Below are 25,138 nucleotides of genomic sequence, written 5' to 3'. Positions count from 1 at the left end.
CGGGGGTAAGCGGATGCCACGGGTGGTACCTCTCCCGTCGTACAACCAGGGCCCGGGTCGTATTGCCGTACTGTAGGGGTGGTGCGCAGGGCCCACCCGTTCACGCTCACTTGGGCTTGCTCACGGGCTCACGACGTCCGTTTCAGGCCGCGTGATCACAGCGGGTCGGCGTAGCTACCCGTTCGCCTTACTCGGTCCGGGCACTGGTATCGGGACTGGGCTCGGCGTAACGAGGCTGGCTGGCTCGGCATAACCACGGTCTGTTCGGATCCCGGATCCGGATACCGGTCCTACACCACGCCGCGATGCCCCAAGCATGGTCGGTACGTGCGCGCGACGCGGCACTTGCGAGCGCCGACCACAATTGGCCTCCAGTTGCGATCGCGATCGCCATAGGCCGCGACATGCGTCCGTGCCCGACGGGTCGCCGACGAGGGGTCGCAACCACGGTCGGACGGCACGCGACGGGTCGCCGACGAGGGGTCGCAACCACGGTCGGACGGCACGGGCGGCGGCGAGGTCGAGTTCGAGTCGCAACCACGGTCGGGTGGGCCGGGTTGGGTGCAACCACGGTCGGGTGGGCCGGGCCGGGTTAGGTGACGGTCGGGTGGGCGCGATCGGGTCGGCAACGGCGCAACCACGGCCGGGTCGATGCGACGGGCTGGCTCGGGGGCAAGGTCGACCCCCTCGGCTCCGGTCCAGCCGTACCCACGCCCACGCGCCCAGCACGGTCAGCTCACGGCTCACGGCTCACCCTCGCCATGCTAGACCGCGCTGCGCCGATGCCCCCCGAGCGCTCCCTCCTCTCCTCCACGAACTCCCCACTCACCGCCACGATGGGCGAGCTCGCAGGCGACCTCGACGAGCTCGCCTCGAACGACACCGCCGCCAGCGGCCCCCCCGCCTCCACGCCGGGCGACCGCGAGCCGCTCCCGTCGTTCGACCTCCCCGCGGACCGCCGCGTCGTCACGCCTCGCGATCTCGCCGCAGAGCTCGCCGCAGCGCCGCCTGGCACACGCCACGTGACGGGCTCGGCCGGCTCGGCCGGCGCCCTCGTCATCCGTCGCCTCGCCGCAGCCGCCGTCGGCCGGCCCATCGTCGCCTTCACCCCCGACGTCGACAGTGCCCGCGCCCTGGCGGCGGACACGTCATTCCTGCTCGCCGACCGGGACGCCGACGCCGCCGAGGCCGCCGGCGCCACGGCATCCGGCCGCGTCCTTCTCTACGTGCCCAACGAGGCCAGCCCCTACGCGGACGTCAACCCCGACCGCCGCGGCGCCCAGACCCGCCTCGCCACGCTCTTCCACCTCGGCATGGACCTACCGTGGTTGGTCCTCGTCTGCCCCATCGCCGCGCTCGCCCGCAAGGTCGTTCCCAAGGACGAGGTCACCGAGCACGCCGAGCTCGTCATCGCCGAACAGGAGATGGATCGCGACGCGCTCTCGGCCCGTCTCGGCGCCTCCGGCTATGTCCGCAGCCCCCTCGTGGAAGACCCCGGGACGTTCGCCGTCCGCGGCGCCCTCCTCGATGTCTGGGCGCCCTCCGCCGAGCTGCCGGTGCGCATCGACTTTTACGGAGACGTCATCGCGTCGATCAAGACCTTCAACCCCGACGATCAGCGCACGGTCGCCGATGTGAAGGAGGTCTGGCTCCCGCCGGCGCGCGAGGCAATCCTCACGCCGGACAACGTCGAGCGCGCCCGCCAGCGTGTCCGCGCCGCCTGCGACGCCATCGACTTTCCCTCGACCAAGGCGCGCGCTCTGGTCGAGGACGTTGCCAGCGGCCGCGCCTTCTTTGGGGCCGAGGGCTACCTGCCCGCCTACGTCGACCTCGCGCCCTTTGCCTCGTACCTGCCCAGCGAGGCGCTCGTCGTCCTCGAGGACCCGGCCTCCCTCACCGCCGCCCTGCGCGACGAGCTCGGCCGCGCCGCCGCCGACCGGAGCCACAAGGATCGCGAGCCGCACTTCCCGCTCGGGGCCTTCTACGAGGACGAGGCGCACGTCGCATCGTGGCTCGGGGACCGCACCGGGGTTGCGCTGCACCGCACCGGGGTTGAGGGTGCCGCGGAAAATCAGGATTCGCTAGAGCGCTTCGAGGTGGTCCCCGAGGACGCCCCCTCGCTCGCCATGCGGGACCAGTCGGACCTCGAGCGCGCCATCAAGGCGACCCGCGCCTCACGCGGCAAGCACGGCGCCCTGGACCCGCTCGTCCGCCGCGTGGTCGCCTGGCAAGAGGCGGGCCTGCGGGTGCTCATCGCCGCGCGCGCACAGACCCAGGTTGAGCGCCTGGTCAGCCTGCTCCGCCACCGAGACGTGCGGGTGAAGGCCAACCTCGGTCCGTTCGACCCCGGGTTCCTCGATGGCAGCAGCTCGGCTCCTCCGCGCGACACCGCCCTCGTCGTCACGGGCTCCCTTGCGCGTGGCGTCATCGCTCCGGCCGAGGGGCTCGCTCTGGTCACGGAGGAGGAAATTTTCGGGGCCCGCGCCCACCGCCGCGCCGCTCGCGCCGCCGCCTCGTCCACGAAGCCCGCGCAGGCCTTCCTCGAGGACCTCCGCAACCTGGGTGTCGGCGACTACGTCGTCCACGTAGATCACGGCATCGGCCGGTATCTCGGCCTCGTCCACAAGCAGGTCGGCTCAACCACGGTCGACCTCATCGCCGTGGAGTACGCCGGGGGCGACAAGCTCTACCTCCCGGTCTACCGCCTCAACCAGATCCAGAAATTCAGCGGTGGCGAGGGCGCACCCAAGGTCGATCGGCTCGGTGGGCAGACCTTCGCCAAGACGAAGGCGCGGGTCGAGAAGAGCGTTCGCAAGATGGCCGACGAGCTCCTGCGCCTGTACGCCGAGCGCCGCGCCGCCACCGCCGAGCCCGTTCCGCCCACGGACGACGATTACCACGCCTTCGAAGCGACCTTCCCCTTCGACGAGACGCCCGACCAGGCCCGGGCCATCACCGAGGTTGCGGCCGACCTCGAGTCCGGCCGTCCCATGGACCGCCTCGTCTGCGGCGACGTCGGCTTCGGAAAGACCGAGGTTGCCATCCGCGCCGCCTTCCGCGCCGCCTGCGCCGGCAGGCAGGTCGCCGTCCTCTGCCCAACCACGGTGCTCGCGCAGCAGCACTACCTCAGCTTCAAATCCCGCATGGCCTCCTACCCCATCGAGGTCCGCGCCATGTCCCGCTTCCAGGGCAAGCAGGAGCAGGACGAGGTCTCCCGCGGCCTCCGGGACGGCAGGGTCGACGTCGTCATCGGCACGCACCGCCTCCTCTCCAAGGACATCCACTTCAAGCGGCTCGGCCTGCTCGTCGTCGACGAGGAGCAGCGCTTCGGCGTCACCCACAAGGAGCGCATCAAGGCCCTCAAGACCAACGTCGACGTGCTCACGCTCTCGGCCACCCCCATCCCTCGCACCCTCCAGATGGCGGTCTCCGGCCTCCGCGACATGTCGATCATCACCACCCCGCCGGTCGACCGCCGCGCCATCCGCACCGTGGTGACCCGCCACGACGAGGCCGTCATCCGCGAGGCGGTCCTCCGCGAGCTCGGCCGCGGCGGCCAGGTCTTCTACGTCTACAACCGCGTCGAGGGCCTCTACGAGCGCGCCGCCCGCCTCGCCGAGCTCGTCCCGAGCGCCCGCATCTGCGTCGCGCACGGCCAGATGAGCGAGCACAACCTCGAGCAGGCCATGCTCGACTTCGTCGAGGGGCGCTACGACGTCCTCTGCGCCACCGCCATCATCGAGAGCGGCCTCGACATCCCCCGCGCCAACACCATCCTCATCGATCGCGCCGACATGTTCGGCCTCTCGCAGCTCTACCAGCTGCGCGGCCGCGTCGGCCGCGCCAAGGAGCGGGCCTACTGCTACCTCATCGTCCCGCCCCCCAACGCCATGACCGACGAGGCCCGCGCCCGCATCGAGGCCCTCGAGCGCCACACCGAGCTCGGCTCCGGCTTCCACATCGCCTCGCTCGACCTGGAGCTGCGCGGCTCCGGCGACCTCCTCGGCGCCGAGCAGAGCGGCACCGTCGCCCAGGTCGGCTTCGAGCTCTTCTGCCAGATGCTCGACGAGGCCGTCCACGAGCTCCGCGGCGAGCCCGTCATCCACGACGTCGACACCGAGCTCTCCTTCGACGCCGACGCGCTTCTGCCAGAAGAATACATTTCCGACGTAGGCGTACGCCTCTCTCTCTACAAGCGGTTCGCCGGCGCCGGCTCGGCCGAGGACGTGCAGGATCTCGCGGTCGAGGTGGAGGACCGCTTCGGCGCGCCGCCGATCGAGGCGCGCCGGTTCGTGCATCTCATGCGGCTCAAGACCGAGCTGCGCCGGCTGAAGGCGCTCGCGTGCGAGGCGAGCGCCAAGGGGGTCACGCTGCACCTGCGCGAGGACACCCCGCTCGACCACGCCAAGGTGCTCAGGTTGGTCCAGCCGAAGGGCTCGCCCTACAGGATCTCGCCCGACATGCGGCTCTCCCGCCGCGCCAGGGACGGCGAGGTCTTCACGAGCGGGCTGGAGGCGACCGACAAGCTCCTCAGCGAGCTCGCCAGCTGCCTCAAAGACGGCGCCTGATCGCGCGCCGCCGTCGCGGCCTCCCGGGTCGTCCGGCTTACCCGGGTGAGCTCGCGTCGCGCGATTGACAACGATGCCGCCGCGCAGCGTGGCGGCGCGCGGGGCGGAGGCGACGCCGCGCTCCGGCGGTGATAGCGTCGAGCGACGGGGAGGGGATAGATGACCGATCGCCCGGATCACGAGCAGCTCGAGAGGCTCCAGGGGAGCTCCATGACGAGCTGGTACAGCCCCTTCCAGCTGGCCCGCTCTGCGCTCGACATGGCCGTCTCCCACCTGATGGGCGCGCGCGGCGACTTCCGGCTCATCGAGGCGATCGCCGGACCGCAGCCGCCCTTCGACTATGCCGTCCGAAACGGCCTCCCGCGCGACGAGATCTGGATCGATTACGTGGCGGACATGGGCGACGGCTTCAACCCCACCTACGCGATCGCGAGCCTGCTCGCCCGGCCGACGATCTCGCTCGGCGGCCGCGAGACCACGCGCGGAGAGGTGCTGATCATGGGCGGGGACCAGGTGTACCCCTCGGCCACGCGCCAGGCGTACTGGACGCGCCTCGTCGAGCCCTACGCGGCTGCGCTCCCGAAGGCCGACGTGAAGGAGGCGCCGCACCTGTTCGCGATCCCCGGCAACCACGACTGGTACGACGGGCTGATGAGCTTCATGCGCCTCTTCGGCCAGAAGCGCACGCTCGGCGCGTGGAAGACGCTCCAGTCGCGGAGCTACTTCGCGCTGAGGCTCCCCCACGGCTTCTGGCTGCTCGGCGTGGACATCCACCTGGAGTCCGACATCGATCAACCGCAGATCGAGTATTTCTGCAAGCTGGCGAGGCACGACATGCGCGACGGCGATCGCGTGGTCCTCTGCACCGCCGAGCCCGACTGGGTGAAGGGCGCCCTCTACAGCACCGATCTCCAGAACAACCTCGCGTTCTTCGAGAAGCAGCTCAAGGTCGCGCGGCCCGGGGTCGAGGTCGTCGCGCGCATCGCCGGAGATCTGCACCACTATCGACGCCACGAGTCCGCGGACGGCCGGCAGAACATCATCGCCGGCGGCGGCGGCGCGTTCCTCCACCCGACCCACGGCGAGCCGGTCGCGGTGGTCCGCTCCGGCGAGGGCGCGGACGAGCGCCCCTATACCCTGAAAGCCTCGTTTCCGTCAGAGTCGGAGTCGCGCCGGCTCACCTGGCGCAACCTCCTGTTCGCCCGGTACAACCTCGGCTTCTGGCCCGCCGCTGCCTTCGTCTACATGCTCTCCTCGCTGACGCTGCCCCGCCCCGGTCCGGGCGCCGTCGCGTGGGTCCTCGTCGTCATGCTCGTGTTCATCGTCTTCACCGACACGCACAAGAGCTGGTATCGCTACCTCGCCGGCTCGCTCCACGCGCTCGCGCACCTCGCGGCCGCGCTGGGGCTCGCCTACGCCGGCGCCGCGCTGCTGGGCGTCGAGGTCTGGGATCTCCAGTCCATGTGGAGCCTCGTCGGCGTGATGCTCTTCGTCGGCGTGACCGGCGCCGTGGTCGGGTCGACGCTGATGGGCGTCTATCTCCTGATCTCGCTCAACCTCGCGCGGCGGCACGGCAACGAGGCGTTCTCGGCGCTCCAGATCGAGGACTACAAGAACTTCTTGCGGATTCACGTCCACAGCGAGGGGCTCACCTTCTACCCCGTCGGACTGAGAGCGGTGCCGCGCACGTGGAAGGTGGCCGAGGATCGCAAGCCCGGCGAGCCGCGCTTCGTCCCCGCCAGCGGCGCGCTCGCGCCGGAGCTCATCGAGCAGCCCGTCACGATAAAGGCCGCGCCGCAGCATCGCCGGACCCGCCAGTCCACCCCCGCCGCCGCGACCGCCGGGCTCCGCGAGTGCCCCGCCGGCGAGCCGCGGAGCCGCCCCTCGACGGCCGGCTCGACGGCGGAGGCCGGCGCGCCCGAGCTGTAAGAGGGACGAGAGCCCCAGGCGATCGATCCTGCTGCATGAGGCAGTTCGCCTCAGCCGGGACATTCTGCCTTTCTGTGGCGAACACAGCCGTGTGCGGCCGGCTCACTGCATGAGGAGGGCCTCTCGGCTGCTGCGCTCGGGGTGAGCTCCTGCGCCCGCGCGAGCGGGCGCGTCCGGAGGCGTTCTCCGGCGCGCCACCGGCGGTCAGGGCGATGCGGCGATGTTGGGCATCGTCGGCGGAGCGACCTTGGGACAGATCTCGCGTTGCTCGCCGGGGGGCGCGAGCGGATCCTGGCCTTCCCTCGGGCACGAGCGCGGGCCGTTCGCGATGGCGTCGTGCTCGCGGTCGTCCGGGGTCCATTCGCGGTTGATGCTGGGCGCGTTCGCGAGCCCCTCGGCACACGCCGCGGAGGCGACGACGAGGAGCAGCGCGAGCGCGCCGCGGATCGAGGAGCCAAGAGAGCGTTTCATAGGCACATCCCATCTCCCCGCGGCGCCGGCGCTGGCCGCGCCGGTCCACGGAAGCTGTCAGGGTTTCCCGACAGGGTTCACGGTCCGTGCCAGGTCGAGGTTGCCGGGCCGGTCGCGCCGCCGGACCGCCGCTCCCGGCCGCCAGCCGCGGCCCCCGCGGGGCGTCGAGCCGAGCGCGGCCAGGGCGGCGCCCGGCTCGGCTCGCGGCCTGCGCACGGCTTGCGTCCCCGCGCAAATGCCCAAGGTGGTCGGTGAGGGGGACCGTGCGCGGAGCGCGACCCCGGAAGGAGTGTCGATCATGGCGAGAGACGTCATCGAGGTGCTCAACGATCTCATCCAGCTCGATCGCGACGCGATCGCCGCTTACGACCAGGCCATCGAGGCGTGCGAGCACGCTCATACAAGGCAGATGCTCGCGAGGTTCAGGGACGATCACGGGCGTCACGTGGTGGACCTGAGCGCGCATGTGGCGTCGCTCGGCGGCATCCCGGCGCAGACCCGCGACCTCAAGGGCAAGCTCATCGAAGGGTTCACGGCGATCACGAGCATGGGAGACCAGAGCGCGCTGCTCGCGATGCGCGGCAACGAGGAGCTCACGAACCGGCAGTACCAGGCGGCGCTGGACGAGACGCTCACGACCGAGGCGCGCGCCATCGTCGAGCGCAACTACGGCGATGAGCAGCGGCACCTCGCGTGGATCAAGGACGCGCTGTCGAGGAAGGTCTGGGAGCAAGCCGCGTAGTGGGCGATCGGCCCGCGACGGTGGCGAACACGATCGGAATCAGGTTCCACGGTGGGGGTAATATGAAATCGAATCGGTCCATCCAGCTCGCGCTCGCCATGGGCGCGCTCGCGGTCGCGCCGGCGCTCGCGGCCGCTCAGACGGGCAGCACGAGCCCGCCGCAGCAGCGCGAATCGGGCGCGCCGGGAGCGCAGCAAGGCGGCGCGCAGCAGGGCGGCGCGCAGCAGCGGCAGGGCGACAAGCCTGGCGCGAGCAACGGGCAGCGCGCGCAGCAGCAGCAGCAGCAGCAGCAGGGGAAAGGCCAGAAGAAGCAGGCGATGAAGCTCCAGGAGCAGATCGCGTTTCAGGTCGAGGAAGGGTGCACCTACACGGCCTCCGTGAACGGCCGGATCGAGCCCGCCGCGGCGGGCAAGGCGCAGCAGCCGTCGGGTGGCCAGCCTGGTGGCGGCAGCCAGGGACGAGGCGGCACGGGTGCGCAGGGCCAGACCGGCGGCGCCGCGCAAGGATCTGCGGGCGGCAGCCAGGCCCAGGCCGGCGGCGCGCAGGATCGCGACCGCGACACCGGCGGCAGCCAGGCCCACGCAGGCGGCGCTCAAGGCGGCAGCCAGGCCCACGCAGGCGCCCAGGCCGGCGCTGCTCAAGGCGGCGGCCAGGCCGGCGGAGCGCAAGGCGGTGGTCAGGCTGGGTCAGGGGCTGGCGATCAGGAGCGGGTGAAGCCCAACCTCACGGTCTCCGCCTCCATGAGCTGCCCGAATGCGCCCGAGCTCCGGGTCACGGACACGCTGAAGACGGACACCGCCGTCACCCGCTCGGAGCTCGAGGGCATGATCTCGCGTCGAGCGAGCATCGCGACCGAGAAGGGCGGCCGCTTCTGCATGTATGTGCCGCAGTTCGAGCTGACGCGCGAGAAGCTGAGCGGGAAGGGCATCGCCCAGCTCTGCCGCGTGCCCGCGGCAGATCAGAAGCAGGGCATGCGATAGGCAGCGTCTGACGGGGCACGTCGTGCCACGAGCACCGGTCTCGGACCGCTCGCGGCGTTCGTCAGAGAGAGCCGCTCCGGAGAGCGTCTGTTCCCGCCGGAGAGGACGCCAGAGCGCCATCCAGGAGGCGCGAGCCTCCTGGAACGCGCGGCGACGCAGCTCGTGGAGGAGAGGGTCAGATTAGGGGAGAGGACAGGGCGTCACCCGACCGATCACGTAGGGCCGCGTCGTGGGCTCGTAGACGGGCGCGCCCGAGGTGACGCTCCAGGTGTGGCCCTGGCCCGTCAGCGTTCCCGACCCGCCCACCAGAGTTCCCGAGAGGCCCGACAGATTTCCCGAGAGATCGCTGTAGATCCGCATGAACGCCGTCCCCGTCCCCGGGGTGAACGTGCCGCCGGCGCAAGTGCCCGTCCACCGGCTGTCAGGATACGTGGCGTTGCAGCCATGGACCGAGTTGGTGGAGTCGGCGATCGGCAGCGCCCACTGCTTCGTGTTCGTATACTTCGGATTCAACGCCGGGTTCGCCATCGTATTGAGCTCGAGCGCCACATCCGTGATGATCACGGTGTGCCCGCTGTACGATCCCGTCGTGCCTCTGCCCACGACGAGGACGTCGCCCGCCGCGATACTGCTGGCGTTCGTGATCTGCGTGACGTTGGTCCCGGCGACGAATTTGGCGTAGTAGTCCAACGAGCTCGGGCTGTTCTTGCCCCAGAGGTTGAAGATATCCGCGTCCACGAGCGAGAACACGTTCTTCTGAGTCAACGTGAAGAGCCCAGCACCGACGCTGACCGGCGGGTGATTAGGGTCATTGAGGACGGCATCGATGATATCGAGGGCGCCGTCGGAGATATCCGAGCACGCCTGGGCGGGCGCGGGGCCGAGCGCGACGAGAGAAGCAGCAGCAGACACCATCAGGAGACGAGCAGCATTGCTGATCATGAAGTACCTCGGTTAACGGTTACTACGTTGCCGTTCCGCAGGCCGAGCAGATTCGGTTCAGGAGGTCGATCGTGTACAGCAAGAGAATCGCACCTGGTCGGGTCGAGCCTAGCATCCACTGTTTACTGTTAATACACGGTATCCGTCAACATACTTCGAACGTTTCCCGATTCATTGGCTCATTTTCATGTGCTCATGTAGGACACAAGAGCTCTTCAGCCGGCACCGCCGGATAGTGTCCACCGCATGATGGCGACCCCGAGCCATCGACTGAGCCATCTCGCGCCTGACGCTGCGCGCCAGCGTCCGTGAGGGACGACTTCGGGAGCCATCCGTCCCGGAAGCTCGTCCTGCTGGAATCCAGCAACACTCCACTCGCTGAGCGCTGGGGCTCAATGGATCTGCGATGGGGTGGGTCCCGGGATGCAAGAGGAGCGAGGGGCGGTTGACGGTGAGCCGCGCGCCTCCAGGTCGCCGAAGAGCGCGGCTGCCGGGAGCGCTGCCAGGAAGGGCGCCGCGGCGAGGAGCACGGCCGGGAACGGCGCCGCCGCGAGGAGCTCGGCCAAAGCGCGGCGCGAGCTCCCGGTCAGCGGCGCGCTCCACGTGCGCGGAGGCACGGAGCGTCGCGAGGCGGCCTGCGACAGCCGCCCCGCCCGTCTCTCCTTCCTCAGTACGGCAGCTCATCCAGCACGGGCACCTCCGGCGGCCGTCCCCGCGCGCCGTTCATCCCGAGCCGCGCGGTGGTCGGCACCCCCGCCCCGGGCTGCGTCGCATCGCCGTCGTCCTCCAGCCCCGGCGGCGGCTGCGCCATGGACCGGCGCCCGGTGAAGCGGAGATCCCGCGCGATCACCTCGGTGCGGTAGCGCCGGATCCCGTCCTTGTCGTAGCTCGACGTCCGCAACCCGCCCTCGATGAGCACGCCGTCGCCCTTGGTCAGCACCTTCGCGAGCGCCTCGGCGCGCGGCCCCCAGAACACGATGTTGTGCCACTCGGTGCGCTCCTTGGACTCCTTGTTCTTGTCGACGAACGACTCGTTCGTCGCCATGCGCAGCTGGAGCACCGGCGTGCCGTTGCCGGTGTAGCGCAGCTCCGGATCCGAGCCGAGGTTGCCCATGAGAATCACCTTGTTCAGTCCTTCGTTCATGACGTGCTCCAGATCGTAACGTTGTTGTCGTTTGCCGTCGTTTGAAGTCGTTGCTGTCGTTTGCCGTCGTTTGCTGTCGTCTTCCGCTCGCTCGGGCTCATGCATCCATCGCCGGGGCGGCGCCGGGGCGCGGCGCCGCCGCGTCGACGGCGGCGCGGAGCGACGTGGCGAGCGTCGGCTTGCCGATCAGCGCCTCGCGGGCGCGCTCCCTCCCCTGCCCGATGTGCTCGCCCCCGAACGACAGGTGCGCGCCGCTCTTCTCCACGACCCCGAGCTGACAGGCGTAGTCGATGAGGTCCGCCGCGCTGTCGATGCCCGCTCCCCAGCGGATGTCGAACTCGGCTTCTCGGAACGGCGGCGCCATCTTGTTCTTGACCACCTTGACCCGTGTCCTCGATCCTATGGCCTCATCGCTCACCTTCACCGGACCCACCCGGCGCACGTCGAGCCGCACGCTCGCGTAGAACTTGAGCGCGTTGCCGCCGGTCGTCACCTCGGGGTTGCCGAAGACGACGCCGATCTTCTGCCGGAGCTGGTTGATGAAGATGAGCGTCGTCTCCGTCCGGTGGCATATCCCCGTGAGCTTCCGCAGCGCCTGGCTCATCAGCCGCGCCTGGAGGCCCATGTGCGAATCGCCCATGTCTCCCTCGATCTCGGCCTTGGGCGTCAGCGCAGCCACCGAGTCGACGACGATCACGTCGACGGCGCCCGAGCGCGCGAGCATCTCGACGATCTCGAGCGCCTGCTCGCCGTTGTCCGGCTGCGAGACGAGGAGCCTGTCGATGTCGATGCCGACCGAGCGCGCATACGTGACGTCGAACGCGTGCTCGGCGTCGATGAACGCGGCGACGCCGCCCATCCGCTGCGCCTCCCGCATCGCGTGGAGCGTGAGGGTGGTCTTCCCCGACGACTCCGGTCCGTAGATCTCCACGATGCGCCCGCGCGGATAGCCGCCGATCCCGAGCGCCGCGTCGAGCGACAGCGATCCGGTCCGGATCAGGCCGATGTCCCGGGTCTCGTTCTCATCGTTCAATATCATGATCGCCCCTTTCCCGAACTGCTTCTCGATGGTGCCGACGACGGTCTTCACGGTGCGGAGCTTCTCAGCGATCTCGGTCATCATCTTGGTCTCTTCCTTTCGACGTGCGTTCATTACGTGTTGCGTGTTGCGTGTTGCGTGTTGCGTGTTGAACATGCGCGCCCCCGAGCGCGCGAACCGCCGATTCAGCGCGGCCGTCGGGGCGGCCGCGACCGCGCCTGCGTCGCCGCGGGCGCAAGGGTCTTGGATCGCGCGGCAGGCTCAGGCGCCCGCTGCAGCGGTGGCAGGCGGCGGGCCGGAGGCGGCCTCGCGGTCGAACAGCCGCGCGCCGATCGCCTCGGCCACGTGCGCTGCGCGCACGGCGCAGGTCCTGTCCATGTCGGCGAGCGTCCGGGCGACCCGCAGCACCTTGGTGTACGCCCGCGCCGAGAGGCCGAGCCGCTCCACGGCCGACGCGAGCACGCGCGCGCCGGAGACGTCCGGCATGGCGACGCGCGCGAGATCGCGCGGGCCGAGCTCGGCGTTGTGCGTCGCCGCGACCTCCCCCGCCTCGAAGCGCGCGCGCTGCGCGGCCCGGGCCTCGACCACGCGCGCCCGCACCGCCGCGGAGCTCTCGGGCGCGTGCAGCGACGACCGGCCGTCGGCCCCAGGCGCCCGGAGCGGCGCGCACAGGTGAGCGACATCGACGGGAGGCAAGGCGATGTGCAGATCGATGCGATCGAGCAGCGGCCCGCTCAGCCGCGCGCGGTAGGCGCGCACCCGATCGAGCGAGCAGACGCAGCGGTTCCCGCGATCGCCGTAGAAGCCGCACGGACAGGGGTTGATGGCGGCGACAAGGACCGGACGCGCAGGGAAGATGACGCGGGCGCGGGCGCGGCAGAGGGCGATCGTGCCCTCTTCGAGGGGCTCGCGCAGGGCCTCGAGGACGCCGCGGCGGAACTCGAGGAGCTCGTCGAGGAACAGGCAACCATGGTGGGCCAGGGAGACCTCGCCTGGGCGGATCGGATCTCCTCCCCCGACGAGGCCCGCGGCGCTCACCGTGTGGTGCGGGGCGCGGAAGGGGCGAGTCGCGACAAGGCCCCTGTCCGGGGAGAGCAGCCCGGCGACCGAGTGGATCGCCGTGATGTCCAGCGCCTCGTCGTAGGACATCGGCGGCATGATGGTGGGCAGTCGGCGAGCGAGCATGGTCTTCCCGCTGCCCGGCGGGCCCATCATGATGAGGTTATGTCCACCGGCAGCCGCGATCTCGAGGGCGCGGCGCGCCCCGTGCTGGCCGCGGACCTCGGCGAGGTCCACCGCCGCGGCGCCCGGCTCGGCGGCGATCGTGGCCATGGATCCGGCGCCGGGAAGGGCCTTTGTGCCGCGGAGGTGAGCGACGACGTGGCCGAGGTGCTCCGCGATGAGCACGTCGACGCCGGCCACGCTCGCCGCCTCGCGCGCATTGCCGTGGGGCACGATCGCGCGCAGGATCCCCTGCTCCGCCGCGCCGCGCAGCGCCGGCAGGACGCCGCGCACGGGGCGCACCGCGCCGCTCAACGAGAGCTCGCCGAGCAAACCGATCTTGTCGAGCCCCTCGGCGGGGACCTTGCCGAGCGCCGCGAGCGCGGCGATGGCGATGGCGAGGTCGTATGCGCCGCCGCTCTTCTTGAGGTCTGCCGGGGCGAGGTTCACGGTGATCACGTATTCGTCGAGCTCGACGCCGAGTTGCTGGAGCGCGGCGCGGACGCGCACGCGGCTCTCGCGGACGCTCGCCTCGGCGAGGCCGACCATCTGGAAGAACGACGGACCGCGGCCCGAGTCGACCTCCACGCGGATGGGGTGGGCGTCGAGCCCGAGCAGAGAGAACGTGAGCGCCGTGGCCTGCATGCCGGACCCCTTTCGCGAACAACGTGCCAGGCGGGGATGAACGCGATTTCAGGGACTTACGGGGCGGCAAGGGTGGCGGACGCGGTGGAGGGGGTGGCGGCCGCCAGGGGAAGTCGCGGTGACCGAGGCGCTCGTCGGCCCCTGTCGGCGAACCAAGGATGGCTTCGCGACAGAACCGCGGAGCTCGATCGATGGAACGGTGCGCTCACCCCCCTGATCATCAACGCCCTCATCGAGCGCATCCAGGAGACCACCGGCTCGCGATGACCCGCGCGCCGGGCGCACCGCGCCACCTCGATCGGTCGCCGCGATGCTCGATCCCGGCCGCCCCGAGCCGCCCGCGCGCGCTGCTCGGGCGCTACTCGGGCGCGCGATACCTCGCCACGACGATCGTGATGTCGTCGTCCGGGCTCGGGCACCAGCCCGCTACCTCCTCGAGGATCCGATCGCGGATCGCGTCGACGGGCGCCGTCTGGACAGCCTCGATGACGGCGCACAGCCGCTCCAGCCCGAACTGCTCGTGATGGGCGTTGCGCGCCTCCGTCACGCCGTCGCTGTAGAGCACGAGCACGTCCCCGTCCCCCAGGAAGAGCTCGTCATCCCGCGTCATCGCGCCGATCTCGGGCAGCGCCCCGATCCAGACCCCGGAGCTCGGGATGCACGCGCAGCGCCGCGTGCGCGCCGAGCACACGATCATGTCGTCGTGCGCGCCGGCGAACGTCACGCGCCCGTTGCGCTCGTACCGGAGCAACACGAGCGTCGCGTGCTCGTCGCGGTCCAGGCGATCGCGGACGTTCTTGTAGACCGCCTTGTTGAGCACAGCGACGATCCTCGCCGGGCTCGCGCTCGGGTCGTTGCACGTCAGCGCCGACACCATGCTCTGGATCATCAGCATGATGAGGCCCGCCGCGAGGCCGTGCCCGGCGACATCGCCGATCCCGAGCCACCCGCCCCCGGGCGTCGCGATGACATCGTAGTAGTCGCCGCCGACCTCCGCCGCCGGCCTCATCACCGCGCAGAGCTCGAGCCCCTCGATCGAGAGCTGCTTGGGCACCAGCGTGGTCTGGATGCGCGCCGCGACCTGGCTCTCCTGGCGCACCCGCTCCTGCTCCAGGCGCTCGCGCAGCTCCACCTCCCGCACGACCTCCCGGTGCAGCGCCGCCGCCTTGACCGCGGAGCCGAGCTGGAGGCGCAGCACGTCGTAGCTCATCTCGCTGGCGTGGCTGTCGAGCACCGCGACGCCGAACTTCTCCACATCGCCGAACGCGACCGGAAGGAGGACCATGCTGCTGCGCTCCGCGTCGTCCAGGAACCCCGGGGGCGCGAGGTGGCGCGCCGGGAAGCTCACCGGCGGCGCCTCCACCTCGCGGCCTTCCTCCATCAGGAACAGCGGCTTCAGCGTGGCGCGCTGGGCATCGTCGTAGAGCGACACGGCCACCTGCGAGAACTGCATCCTCGGCAGCTCCGACGCCAGCAGGCCCTTGAGCACGGGCAGGCTCAAGCACGCGGAGAAGCCCCGCGCGCCGTACGTGACGTCGATCGCGGCGAGCTCCACGCTCAGCCGCTGCTCCCCCTCGACGTGCACGGACTCGCTCCCGATCAGGATCCGCGCGGCGTGCCAGAGCTGCTCCAGGGCCGCCGCGTCGCCGCCCGCCGGCGACGGGTGGACCCGCGCGCGCAGGAGCGAGATCACGGCCTGGAACTGGTCGAGGAGCACGCCCTCGCGCCTCGCCTCGTCGAGCAGCTCCTGGAGCGCGCGCAGGAACCGGCCCCTGTCGCCCGCGAGCTCCTCCTCCAGCGCGGCGAGCAGATCGCCCGCCCAGCCGTCGAGGGCGCCGATCGGGATCGCCACGCTCCTCCTGAGCGCGCTCTCCAGCGACGCCCGCTGCTCGGCGACCGCGCCCGGGTAGCCCCGCGACGACGGAGCCGGCGGCAGGCCCGTGTCGCCCGCGTGAACCCAGCAGCCGCAGGACTCGCGCCGCGTGAGCTCGACCGGGACGAGCTCCAGCGCCGGGACGGGCTCGCCGCCGATCATGCGGAGGACCGTGCTCACGGCGATCCTCCCGAGCCGCTTGATGGGCTGGTGCACGGTGGTGAGCGACGGCTTCGTGAAGCGCGCGATGCCGACGTCATCGAAGCCGCACACGAGGACGTCCTCCGGGATGCGGTGCCCCTCCTCCTTGAGCACCTCGATCGCCCCGAGCGCCATCCTGTCGTTGGCGGCCACCACGGCGTCGAAGCCGACCCGGCGCGCCAGGATCTCGCGCATCGCATCGCGCCCGGTCGGTATCGTGAACGCGCCGACCGCCATGAGGCGCTCGTCGCACGGGAGCGCCCGCGTCGAGAGCGCCCTCCGGTACCCGCCGGCGCGCAGCTGGGCTTCCTCGCTGTTGAGCGGCCCGCCGATGTACGCGATGCGCCGGCGCCCGTGCTCATCGGCCAGGTGCGCGACCGAGATCTCGCTCCCGAGCGCGTTGTCGACCATGAGGCTCGGCACGCCGTCGATCGCCATCCCGAGGCTGCACACCGGCAGCGGCGCGAACGACCGGCAGAACGCCCGCATGACGTCGACGCCGCCGTAGTGGTGGGAGAGCGTCGACGAGGCGACGATGACGCCGTCGGCCGTATCCTGGCCGATGAGGTGATAGAACGTGCTCCGGTCCGCCTCGTCCGGCCGGAGGCCGCTGGACGGGTCGCCGAAGGCCGTGAGGAGGTTGACGTCGTGCGCCTCGGCGGCGCGCTCGACCCCGGCGCGCAGCTCCGACTGGTAGTCGCCGACGACGTTGTTGATCAGAAACGCGATCGTCCGGCGCTTCCTCGACATGACCTCAGGCTCTCGGCTCATGCGTCGGCGATCGAAGATCTTGGGTCCGGTGGTCGATACGAGCCCTCCAGCCTACGGCGTCCTCGGGCTGGATCCAATCCCCTCCTGCAGACGCCGCCGTTCGGAGCGCCTGGGGGGGACGCGCGCCGGAGCTCCCTCGGCCGAGGCGCGCCCCGTGAACGCCATCCGTATTCCCCATCACAGATGAGCCCGCCCCGCCCCGCCGCTCTGCCGGTGCCCCACCGCGGCCGGTAGGCGGCGGGGCACAGGCGACTCGAGACGGGACACCGGCGATCCGTGCCGCGCGCGGCCGCGCGCGCGACTGACATGTTGATGAGCAACCGCGCCTCCGCACCTCCGCGCCTCCCGCCTCACACACGTGACCAGCCGCGATGACGCGTCATTCCTGTCGACGCCTACATCAGCGGCGTGGATGTGGAAGCGGACATGGAAGCGGACATGGAAGCGGACATGAAACGACGCGAGATCGCTCACTTGCAAAAATGCGCATCGCGCTTCGTTGCATGCTTGAACAATCATTTGAATTTGTCTTACAGTCTTGGATTGTCGTTGCTTGGCCGCGGAGCCACTCGACACACGGAGGCATCCATGACTCGATTGCCCGGTTCACCGTGGGCGACGTTAGGCGCTCTCGTCGCATCCCTGACTGCAATATCGCTCTCCGGAGCGCCGGCGCTCGCGGCGCCGTCGTTCACCGCCTTCGAGAGCGGCCAGGTTCGCCCGCTGGCCATCTCACCGGACGGGAAGCTGCTCTTCGCCATCAACACGCCGGATAACCGCCTCGAGGTGTTCCGCATCGGGAGCGGTGGCCTGGAACACCGAACGTCGATATCGGTCGGCGTGGAGCCGGTGGCCGTCGCCGCCCGCAGCAACAACGAGGTCTGGGTCGTCAACCATTTGTCGGACAGCGTGAGCGTCGTCCACCTGGGCCTCGGCGGCCACACCGGGCGCGTCGTGCGCACGCTCCTCGTGGGCGATGAGCCGCGCGATATCGTGTTCGCCGGTCCGGGGCGAAACCGGGCCTTCATCACGACGGCCCACCGCGGCCAGAACAGCCCCCTCGACCCACAGCTCACGACGCCCGGCGTGGGGCGCGCCGACGTCTGGGTCTTCAACGCGGCCCAGCTCGGGTCGTCCCTCGGGGGGAATCCGCTCAACATCATCACCCTCTTCAGCGACACCCCGCGCGCCCTGGCCGTGACCCCGGACGGCAGCAAGGTCTACGCGGCGGCGTTCCACTCCGGCAACCGCACCGCCGCCGTCAACGAGGCGCTGGTCCCCGACGGCTTCGGGCCGAACGGCGTGCCCGGCCCCAGCACCAACGTCGAGGGAGAGCCGGCGCCCGAGACCGCCATCATTGTCAAATACGACGGCGGGCACTGGTACGACGAGCTGGGTCGCACCTGGGACGACCAGATGAGGTTCTCCCTGCCGGACAAGGACGTCTTCGTCATCGACGCCAACGCGAACCCCCCGGCGTGGATCAGCGGCAATGAGGGCTTCTTCGCCGACGTCGGGACGATCCTCTTCAACATGACCGTCAACCCGGTCAGCGGGAAGGTCTACGTCGCGAACACCGAGGCGTTCAACCAGCAGAGCTTCGAGGGGCCCGGCATCTTCGCCGGTGAGACAGCGCGTGGCCACCTGCATGAGAGCCGGATCACCGTCCTCAGCCCCGGGGGCGTCGCGCCGAGGCACCTCAACAAGCACATCAACTACAGCACGTGCTGCGCGCCGATCCCCAACGCCGAGAACGCGAAGAGCCTCGCCTTTCCGCAGGAGATGGCCGTGACGAGCGACGGCTCGACGCTGTACGTCGCCGCGCTCGGATCGAGCAAGATCGGCGTCTTCAGCACCGCCGCGCTCGAGAACGACACGTTCGTGCCGAGCACCGCGAACCAGATCCCGGTGAGCGGCGGCGGGCCGACCGGCCTCGTGCTCGACGAGAGCAAGAATCGCCTCTACGTGCTGACGCGCTTCGACAACTCGATCTCGGTGATCAACACCACATCGAAGATGGAGGTGGGGCACGTCGCGATGCACAACCCCGAGCCGTCCAGCATCGTGAACGGCCGCCGCTTCCTCTATGACGCGTCGTTCTCGTCGAGCCACGGCGACTCGGCCTGCGCGAGCTGCCACGTGTTCGGCAACCTCGACGACCTGGCCTGGAACCTCGGCAATCCGGACGGGTTCGTCGTGACGGATCCGGGCCCCTTCCCCTTCGGCCTCTACGACGTCATCTTCCAGCAGGAGATCACGGATCCCATCTTCCACCCCATGAAGGGGCCGATGGTGACGCAGAGCCTCCGCGGCCTCGCCAACCACGGCCCGATGCACTGGCGCGGCGACCGCACGGGGGGCAACCTCGAGCCGTCCACCCAGCCGGACGACGGCGCCTTCGATGAGCGCGAGGCGTTCCGGCAGTTCCAGGCGGGGTTCACGGACCTGCTCGGACGCAGCGAGTTCCTCGAAGAGGAGGACATGGAGGCGTTCACCGACTTCATGCTCCAGGTCACCTACCCGCCCAACCCGATCAGGGCCCTCGACAACTCGCTCACGCCCGATCAGCAGGCGGGAAAGACCTTCTTCAACGGTCCCGTGGTCAACTCGATCGCGAGCTGCGGCGGCTGCCATGTGGTCGACCCCGACGCGAACCCGGGCGACGACTTCCCCGGCTTCTTCGGGACCGACGGCAGCTCCGTCTTCGACTTCCAGACGCAGCTCTTCAAGATCCCCCAGCTCCGCAACGTGTACACCAAGGTCGGCGCCTTCGGCCTGCCGGATGTCCCGTTCGTGTTCTTCCCGCGCGACACAAACCACGTGGGAGACCAGATCCGCGGCTTCGGTATCCTGAACAACGGCACGGTCGACACGATGTACCGCTTCTTCTCGGCGATCGGGTTCTCCGACCAGTTCACGAACAACCCCACGGGCATCCCCTTCACCCCCGCGGGCGACGTGCTGCGCCGGCAGCTCGAGTCCTACGTGCTCGCCATCGAGAGCAACATGGCGCCCGTCGTCGGTCAGCAGGTGACGCTCAGCCATTCGAACGGCACGGTGGCCGCGCCGCGCATCGACCTGCTCATGGATCGCGCCGATGTCGGGGAGTGCGATCTCGTGGCGAAGACCCAGGGGTTCCTGCACGAGATCGGGTTCCTCTACGTGGGCAATGGCCACTTCCTCTCCGATCGGCAGATCCTCCCGCCCATCAGCGACACGGTGCTCCGCCTGCTGGCCACCCAGACACACCACCATCTGACGTACACCTGCATGCCGCCGGGCTCGGGCGCGCGCGCCGGCATCGATCGCGACAGCGACGGCTTCCTCGACGGCGACGAGCGGGACGCCGGCAGCGACCCCGCCGATCCGAGCAGCACGCCCTGACCCACCCCCGCCGGCGCTGCCGCGCGCGTCACGTCGACCGCGCGCGGCAGCGCTGCGCGGTCACGCCTGCCGCGCCGCCCCCGCCCGCCGCCCGACCGAGCCCGACAGCCCCTTCGGCCCCAGCGCATACGCGATGCTGCTCTGCAGCGTCCCCATCGTCACGATCGAGCCGAGCAAGACGTTCTGCTCCACAAGCGCGCGGGCCACCTCGGGCCGGACCCCCGAGAGCACCGTCCTGGCCCCGAGGAGCTGCAGCGCCTTGGCCGTCTTGATCAGCGCGTCGGCCACCGTCGCGTCGACCTGCGCCACGCCGGTGATGTCCAGGATCACCACCTTGGCCTGCCTCGAATGGAACCCGTTCAGCGCCGTCTCGAGCACCTGCTGAGCGCGCTCGCCATCCATCGCTCCGACGATCGGCATGACAAGCACGTCGTCCGTGATGGGGATGATCGGCGTCTGCCGGCGCAGCATCTCCTGCTGCAGGAGCGCCCGCTCCGCCTCGGACGCCACGCGCAGCTCGAGCTCCCGCTGCAGCTGGTCGTTCGAGCGCTGCAGCGCCTCGGTGCCCGCGCGGATGCTCGCGATGAGCAGCGCGTTCTCCAGCGCGATGGCCGCCTGCGAGGCGAGGAGCCCGCAGACCTCGACCCTCCCCGGCGTGAACGCCCGCTGCACCACGTTGTTCTCCAGGTACAGGAGCCCCGCCGAGCGCCCCTGGTGCGCCATGGCCAGGCACAGGATCGAGCGCGGCCTCCGCTCCGCGACGTACGGATCCGCCGCGAAGCGGCTGTCCTGCCGCGCGTCGTTCACCACGGCGGGCTCGCGCGTCCTCGCGACAAGCTGGACGACGCTCGTCGCGACCTCCTTGCTCTCGAGCGCCGGGATCGACAGCCCCGTCTCCACCGCGTCGGGATCGACGCGCATGGAGGCCACGATCACGAGCTTCCCGTCGCGATCGAGGATCAGCGCGCCGCGCTGCGCCCCCGCGTTCGCGACCACGCTCCGCATCAGCCGGTCGAGCAGCCGATCGAGCACGTTCTCGCTCGCGACCGCCTGCATCGCCTTGACCACCGTCGCGACGTCGAACGACTCGGTGCTCCCCCTGCGCGTCACCGTCGTGCCGACGACCCGGGTCTGCTGCGCCTCGCCGAGGGACGCCGGGTCGAGCAGCTGCTCGTGCTCCTTCGCGAGGCGATCTGCCTTCGCCGTCGCCCCCCACCGGAGGTACGCCCTGTACGCGTCGGTCATGTGCCACCGCGCGATCCGATCCCGCCCCCGCTGCAGGTAGAACCGCGCGCACAGCTCGTTCGCGAGCGCCTCCTGGTGCGTGAACTGGCTCTCCCGCGCCCCCTGGATGGCCTGATCGTAGAGCTCCGCCGCCTCCGCGTCCTTGCCGAGGACGCGCGCCATCTCCGCCCCGATCAGCCGCTCCTTGTGCGCGTAGTTCTCCGGCGCGTGCTGCGCCCAGCCCGCGATCTTCGCCCGGTGCCCCGCGACGGCCGCGAGGTGCCGCTCCCGCTCTTCCTCGGTCGCGGTCGCGCACAGCGCGAGCAGCGCGAGGCTCAGGTAGAAGGGGATGTCGTTCGCGAGGAACAGGCCCATCGCGCTCGCGCTGTGCTTCTCGGCCCGCGCCGCCATCAGCAGCGCGCCCGCGGGGTCGCCGTACAGCACCGCGAGCACGAGCATGTTCACGAAGTACCAGCACCTCGGCAGCTCCTGCGCGGGCGCGAGCCCCGCGAGGAACGCGCCCTCGTCGAACGCCCCGTCGCTCAGGCTCTGGCGCCCGTTCGTCCTGCCCTCCAGGCACGCGATCATCTGCTGCGCGACGACGAGCACCGGCGTGCCGAGCGGGTCCTGCGTCCGCTGCAGGAACCGCAGGTACCCGGTCAGCTCCTCGCGGAGCGCGCCGAGCTCCTGGCCCGAGGAGAGCAGGATCGTCACGATGTTCAGGCAGGCGTACGCCCCGAAGCTGAAGTCGCCCGAGCTCAGCCCGGCCTGGTACGCCTTGGCGAGGCACGCGACCGACGCGCGGACCGGCTCGAAGAGGTGGGACGGCGCGCCGCACACGACGTACGCCTTGCACTGCAGCTCCACCCCCTCCCCGCGCTCGCAGAGCGCGAGCGAGACGCCCTGGAACTGCCGCGCCGCCTCGGGCCTCCCCATCCCCCCCGCGAGCAAGAGGCAGTAGAGGCCGTACGCGCACGCCGCCGCGGGCGAGTTGCCGTACTTCAGCGAGAGGTTGACCTGCGTGACCGCGATGAGCGCGAGCAGCGCCGGGTTGAGCGTGTACGCCCCGGGGATCATCGCCGCCAGGAGCCGCAGCGCCGCCAGCTGCTCGTCGTCGCCGATCCACGGCGCGTCCGCGAGCTCCTCGACCCGGCGCCCGGCCAGGTGGATCGGCACCTCCGCGAGCGCGGCCCCGAACGCCGCATGGATCGCGTCGAGCGGCTCCGGCAGGTCGATCCCGAAGAGCGCCACGCCCTCCCGGCCGACCCGCAGCACGTCGGCGAACTCCCCGCGCATCGTGTGCACGAGGATCCGCAGGTTATAGACCTCCGCGCGCTCCAGGCGCGAGCGCGCGTGCCCGAGGAGCTCGTGGATCGAGGCCTCCGCCTGCTTCTCGTTGCCGCTCAGCCACTCGGACTCGGCCCGCTCCCGGTGCAGGGCGAAGCAGAGCGCGTAGTCCTCCTCCCATCCCCCCGGCCCGAGCAGCGACAGGCCCGTCTTGAAGTGCTCGGCCGCCGCGGCGTTCGCCATGGATGCCTTGGCCCGCTTCCCCACGGCCAGGTTGAGGCGCGCGAGCTCCAGCTGCTCTGCCCGGTCCTCGATCAGCGCCGCGCCGAGGTTGCAGTGGCTCACGACCTTGAACAGATCCTCGTCGCGCGGCTCGCCGCCCAGCTGCGCCCGCGTGAGCCGGCCGATCCGGAGGTGCACCTCCTGCTTGCGCGCGTCCTCGATCAGGCTGTAGGCCGCCTGCTGCCCCCGGTCGTGCAGGAACCGGTACCTCACCGAGAGCGGCAGCTCCGCGGGCGCGCCGTCGGACGTGTGGAGCAGCCGGTAGTCGGAGTCGAGCGGCAGCACGAGCCCCTCGCGCAGCGCCTCCCAGAGATCGGCCGCGATCTCCGCCGGCGGCACCTCGCGCACGGTCGACAGCGTCTTCAGGTCGAACTGGTGACCGATGCACGCGGCGAGCTGGAGCACGAGCTGCGTCGCCGGCGCGAGGCGCTGCATCTTGTCGACGAGCAGATCGTGCACGTTGACCGCGCCCCAGCGCTGCCGGATGGGCTCGAGGTCCCACGTCCACCGCCCGGCCCCCGGATCGAAGGCCACGAGCCCCGCCGCGTACAGCTCCTTGAGCAGCTGGCTCAGGAAGAACGGGTTGCCCTTGCTCGTCGCGTCCAGCACCTCCGCGAGCGCCTGCACCTGCTCCGGGCGCGCGCACAGCGCGTCCGCGACGAGCTGGCGCACGTCGGCGAGCGAGAGCGGCGGGAGCAGGAGCTCGCGCCGCGGGACGCCCGCGGCCCGCAGCTCCCCGAGCCAGGTCATGAGCGGCTGCCCTGCGATCGCCTCCTGATCGCGGTAGGCGCCGATGATGAGCAGGTAGGCCCCGCCCGGATCGGTCAGGACGACCTGCAGCAGCTTCAGCGAGGCCGGGTCGGCCCACTGGAGGTCGTCGAGGAAGAGCACCACCGGGTGCTCTGCCGTCGTGATGACGCGCAAGAAGTCCTGGAAAACGAGGTTGAAGCGGTTCTGCGCCTCGTTCGGCCCGAGCTCCGCCACCGCGGGCTGCGGCCCGAGGATGAGCCCGAGCTCCGGGATGAGCTCCACGAGGATGCGCGCGTTCTTCCCCGCGGCCGCGAGGAGCATGTCTTTCCATGGCTCGAGCGACTCGGCCGGCTCGGTCAGGAGCTGCCGGACGCGCTGGCGCAGCGCGCCCGCCACCGGCGCGTGCGGCATGTTCCGGCTCAGCTGATCGAACTTCCCCTCGATGAAGTGCCCGCGCCGCTGCGCGACCTCCTTCTGGATCTCGTTCACGAGCGCCGATTTCCCGATCCCGGCGCCGCCCGCGATGAGCAGGAGCTCGCACCTGCCCGCGCGCGCCCGCTCGAAGGCCGCGAGCAGCTCGGCCATCTGCGCGTCGCGTCCATAGAGCCGCTGCGGGAGCCTGAGCTCGCTCGCGATGTCGCGTGACCCCAGCTCGAACGGCGCGATCCGGCCGGTCGCCTCGAGCGCCGAGAGGCACGTGTCGAGATCGACCTTGAGCCCGGTCCCGCTCTGATACCGCTCCTCGGCGACCTTGGACATCAGCTTCTGCACGATGTCGGACACCCCCCTCGGGATGTCCGGCGAGCGCTCGCACAGCGGCGTCGCGATGCGCGCGATGTGGCTGTGCATGAGATCGACCGGGTCGGTCGCCTGGAATGGGAGCACCCCGGCGAAGACCTCGTAGAGCGTCACGCCCAGCGAGTAGAGGTCAGTCCGGTAGTCGATGACGCGGTTCATTCGACCGGTCTGCTCCGGCGACATGTAGGCCAGAGTCCCCTCGAGGAGCTCTGGGCCCTCCGTCGCCAGCGCCTCCTCCGAGAGTCGCGTCGAGCTCCCGAGGTCCGTCAGCTTGACCTGCCACGTCTCCGGGTTGACCAGGATGTTCTGCGGCTTGACGTCCTTGTGGATGACATGCTTGCCGTGCACCGCCGCCAGCGTGCCGGCCAGCGACGAGGCGATACGCAGCTTCGTCCTCAGGTCGAGCGGCGTCGAGCGCGCGAGCTTGTCGAGCGGCACCCCGGCGAAGTACTCCATGACGAGCGCCGCCCCGCCCGGGATGCTCTCCAGTCGGTGGGCGCGAACGACGCTATCGAGGTTGAGGTGGCGCGAGATCTCGAGCTCATGCCGGAGCTGCGCGACGTGCCGCTGACCGGGGTGCTCACCCTTCATGACCTTGATCGTCACCGGGGTACCGTCTGCGTCGCGTTGTGCGCGGTAGATTACGGTATCAGCGGTTTCGTACATCAGCTCGACCAGTGTGAAGGGCAGATCTCCGATCCTGGTCTTGCGCATGGTTTGTCGATGGTTGCATGGGCGGAACGCCTGTGGCAAGAGTGTAAGTTCGCTCCGGCAACGCGGGTGATGTGCGCTGCGGTGCGGTCATCGCGAGTCCGGTCGGCGCGATACCGCGGCTCGCGGAGCGTGGGTGAGCCAGAGAACGGTTGGCCTCGGCTCGAGGCGAGTGA

The 25,138-nt window shown here is 70.4% G+C and carries 12 protein-coding genes; 5 read left to right on the top strand and 7 right to left on the bottom strand.

Annotation, left to right across the window (positions count from 1 at the left end; translation table 11 throughout):
• Positions 1-761 precede the first annotated feature (761 nt).
• Together mfd and WME75_RS13025 are read left to right on the top strand one after the other, a co-directional pair.
• Entirely contained in the window at positions 762-4,568 is a 3,807-nt protein-coding gene (mfd, locus tag WME75_RS13030; RefSeq protein ID WP_437490156.1) for a transcription-repair coupling factor, read from the top strand.
• A gap of 159 nt (positions 4,569-4,727) precedes the next feature.
• A complete protein-coding gene (locus WME75_RS13025; RefSeq protein WP_437490155.1) occupies positions 4,728-6,497 on the top strand; it encodes a metallophosphoesterase in 1,770 nt (589 codons plus the stop codon).
• A gap of 204 nt (positions 6,498-6,701) precedes the next feature.
• Here the strand turns inward: WME75_RS13025 and WME75_RS13020 are convergent, their stop codons facing one another.
• On the bottom strand, positions 6,702-6,968 hold the full coding sequence (locus WME75_RS13020; RefSeq protein WP_437490154.1) for a hypothetical protein: 267 nt from the start codon (positions 6,966-6,968) through the stop codon (positions 6,702-6,704).
• A gap of 298 nt (positions 6,969-7,266) precedes the next feature.
• On the opposite strand from WME75_RS13020, the gene WME75_RS13015 reads away from it, so the two are divergent.
• Both WME75_RS13015 and WME75_RS13010 read left to right on the top strand, forming a co-directional pair.
• A complete protein-coding gene (locus WME75_RS13015) occupies positions 7,267-7,710 on the top strand; it encodes a PA2169 family four-helix-bundle protein (RefSeq protein WP_437490153.1) in 444 nt (147 codons plus the stop codon).
• 62 nt (positions 7,711-7,772) lie between these two features.
• On the top strand, positions 7,773-8,690 hold the full coding sequence (locus WME75_RS13010; RefSeq protein WP_437490152.1) for a hypothetical protein: 918 nt from the start codon (positions 7,773-7,775) through the stop codon (positions 8,688-8,690).
• Between the two features lie 180 nt (positions 8,691-8,870).
• Here WME75_RS13010 and WME75_RS13005 read toward each other — a convergent pair whose 3' ends face one another.
• From WME75_RS13005 to WME75_RS12985, 5 genes are all read right to left on the bottom strand, one after another.
• A complete protein-coding gene (locus tag WME75_RS13005) occupies positions 8,871-9,632 on the bottom strand; it encodes a hypothetical protein (RefSeq protein WP_437490151.1) in 762 nt (253 codons plus the stop codon).
• 667 nt (positions 9,633-10,299) lie between these two features.
• Positions 10,300-10,776 (bottom strand): single-stranded DNA-binding protein, encoded by a 477-nt coding sequence (locus WME75_RS13000; RefSeq protein WP_437490150.1) that lies wholly within the window; start codon positions 10,774-10,776, stop codon positions 10,300-10,302.
• Positions 10,777-10,873: 97 nt separating this feature from the next.
• Complete coding sequence (gene recA, locus WME75_RS12995; RefSeq protein WP_437494806.1) at positions 10,874-11,899, bottom strand: recombinase RecA; 1,026 nt, start codon at positions 11,897-11,899, stop codon at positions 10,874-10,876.
• A 177-nt stretch (positions 11,900-12,076) separates the two neighbouring features.
• On the bottom strand, positions 12,077-13,681 hold the full coding sequence (locus WME75_RS12990) for a YifB family Mg chelatase-like AAA ATPase (protein WP_437490149.1): 1,605 nt from the start codon (positions 13,679-13,681) through the stop codon (positions 12,077-12,079).
• A 358-nt stretch (positions 13,682-14,039) separates the two neighbouring features.
• Positions 14,040-16,526 (bottom strand): SpoIIE family protein phosphatase, encoded by a 2,487-nt coding sequence (locus WME75_RS12985; RefSeq protein WP_437490148.1) that lies wholly within the window; start codon positions 16,524-16,526, stop codon positions 14,040-14,042.
• Between the two features lie 588 nt (positions 16,527-17,114).
• On the opposite strand from WME75_RS12985, the gene WME75_RS12980 reads away from it, so the two are divergent.
• Positions 17,115-19,910, top strand: a complete 2,796-nt coding sequence (locus WME75_RS12980) for a beta-propeller fold lactonase family protein (protein WP_437490147.1) — start codon at positions 17,115-17,117, stop codon at positions 19,908-19,910.
• Positions 19,911-19,970: 60 nt separating this feature from the next.
• On the opposite strand, the gene WME75_RS12975 is transcribed toward WME75_RS12980, so the two are convergent.
• Entirely contained in the window at positions 19,971-24,917 is a 4,947-nt protein-coding gene (locus WME75_RS12975; RefSeq protein WP_437490146.1) for an AAA family ATPase, read from the bottom strand.
• Between the last annotated feature and the right edge of the window lie 221 nt (positions 24,918-25,138).

It is taken from the genome of Sorangium sp. So ce1014, from assembly GCF_051521505.1.
Classification (GTDB): domain Bacteria; phylum Myxococcota_A; class Polyangia; order Polyangiales; family Polyangiaceae; genus Sorangium.
Note: the sequence above shows the minus strand (reverse complement) of the source record. Positions and strands in the feature narration are given on the sequence as shown.

Coding starts and splice junctions, on each gene's coding strand:
- mfd (WP_437490156.1), top strand. CDS start 762: ATGCTAGACCGCGCTGCGCCGATGCCCCCCGAGCGCTCCCTCCTCTCC.
- WME75_RS13025 (WP_437490155.1), top strand. CDS start 4,728: ATGACCGATCGCCCGGATCACGAGCAGCTCGAGAGGCTCCAGGGGAGC.
- WME75_RS13020 (WP_437490154.1), bottom strand. CDS start 6,968: ATGAAACGCTCTCTTGGCTCCTCGATCCGCGGCGCGCTCGCGCTGCTC.
- WME75_RS13015 (WP_437490153.1), top strand. CDS start 7,267: ATGGCGAGAGACGTCATCGAGGTGCTCAACGATCTCATCCAGCTCGAT.
- WME75_RS13010 (WP_437490152.1), top strand. CDS start 7,773: ATGAAATCGAATCGGTCCATCCAGCTCGCGCTCGCCATGGGCGCGCTC.
- WME75_RS13005 (WP_437490151.1), bottom strand. CDS start 9,632: ATGATCAGCAATGCTGCTCGTCTCCTGATGGTGTCTGCTGCTGCTTCT.
- WME75_RS13000 (WP_437490150.1), bottom strand. CDS start 10,776: ATGAACGAAGGACTGAACAAGGTGATTCTCATGGGCAACCTCGGCTCG.
- recA (WP_437494806.1), bottom strand. CDS start 11,899: ATGATGACCGAGATCGCTGAGAAGCTCCGCACCGTGAAGACCGTCGTC.
- WME75_RS12990 (WP_437490149.1), bottom strand. CDS start 13,681: ATGCAGGCCACGGCGCTCACGTTCTCTCTGCTCGGGCTCGACGCCCAC.
- WME75_RS12985 (WP_437490148.1), bottom strand. CDS start 16,526: ATGAGCCGAGAGCCTGAGGTCATGTCGAGGAAGCGCCGGACGATCGCG.
- WME75_RS12980 (WP_437490147.1), top strand. CDS start 17,115: ATGACTCGATTGCCCGGTTCACCGTGGGCGACGTTAGGCGCTCTCGTC.
- WME75_RS12975 (WP_437490146.1), bottom strand. CDS start 24,917: ATGTACGAAACCGCTGATACCGTAATCTACCGCGCACAACGCGACGCA.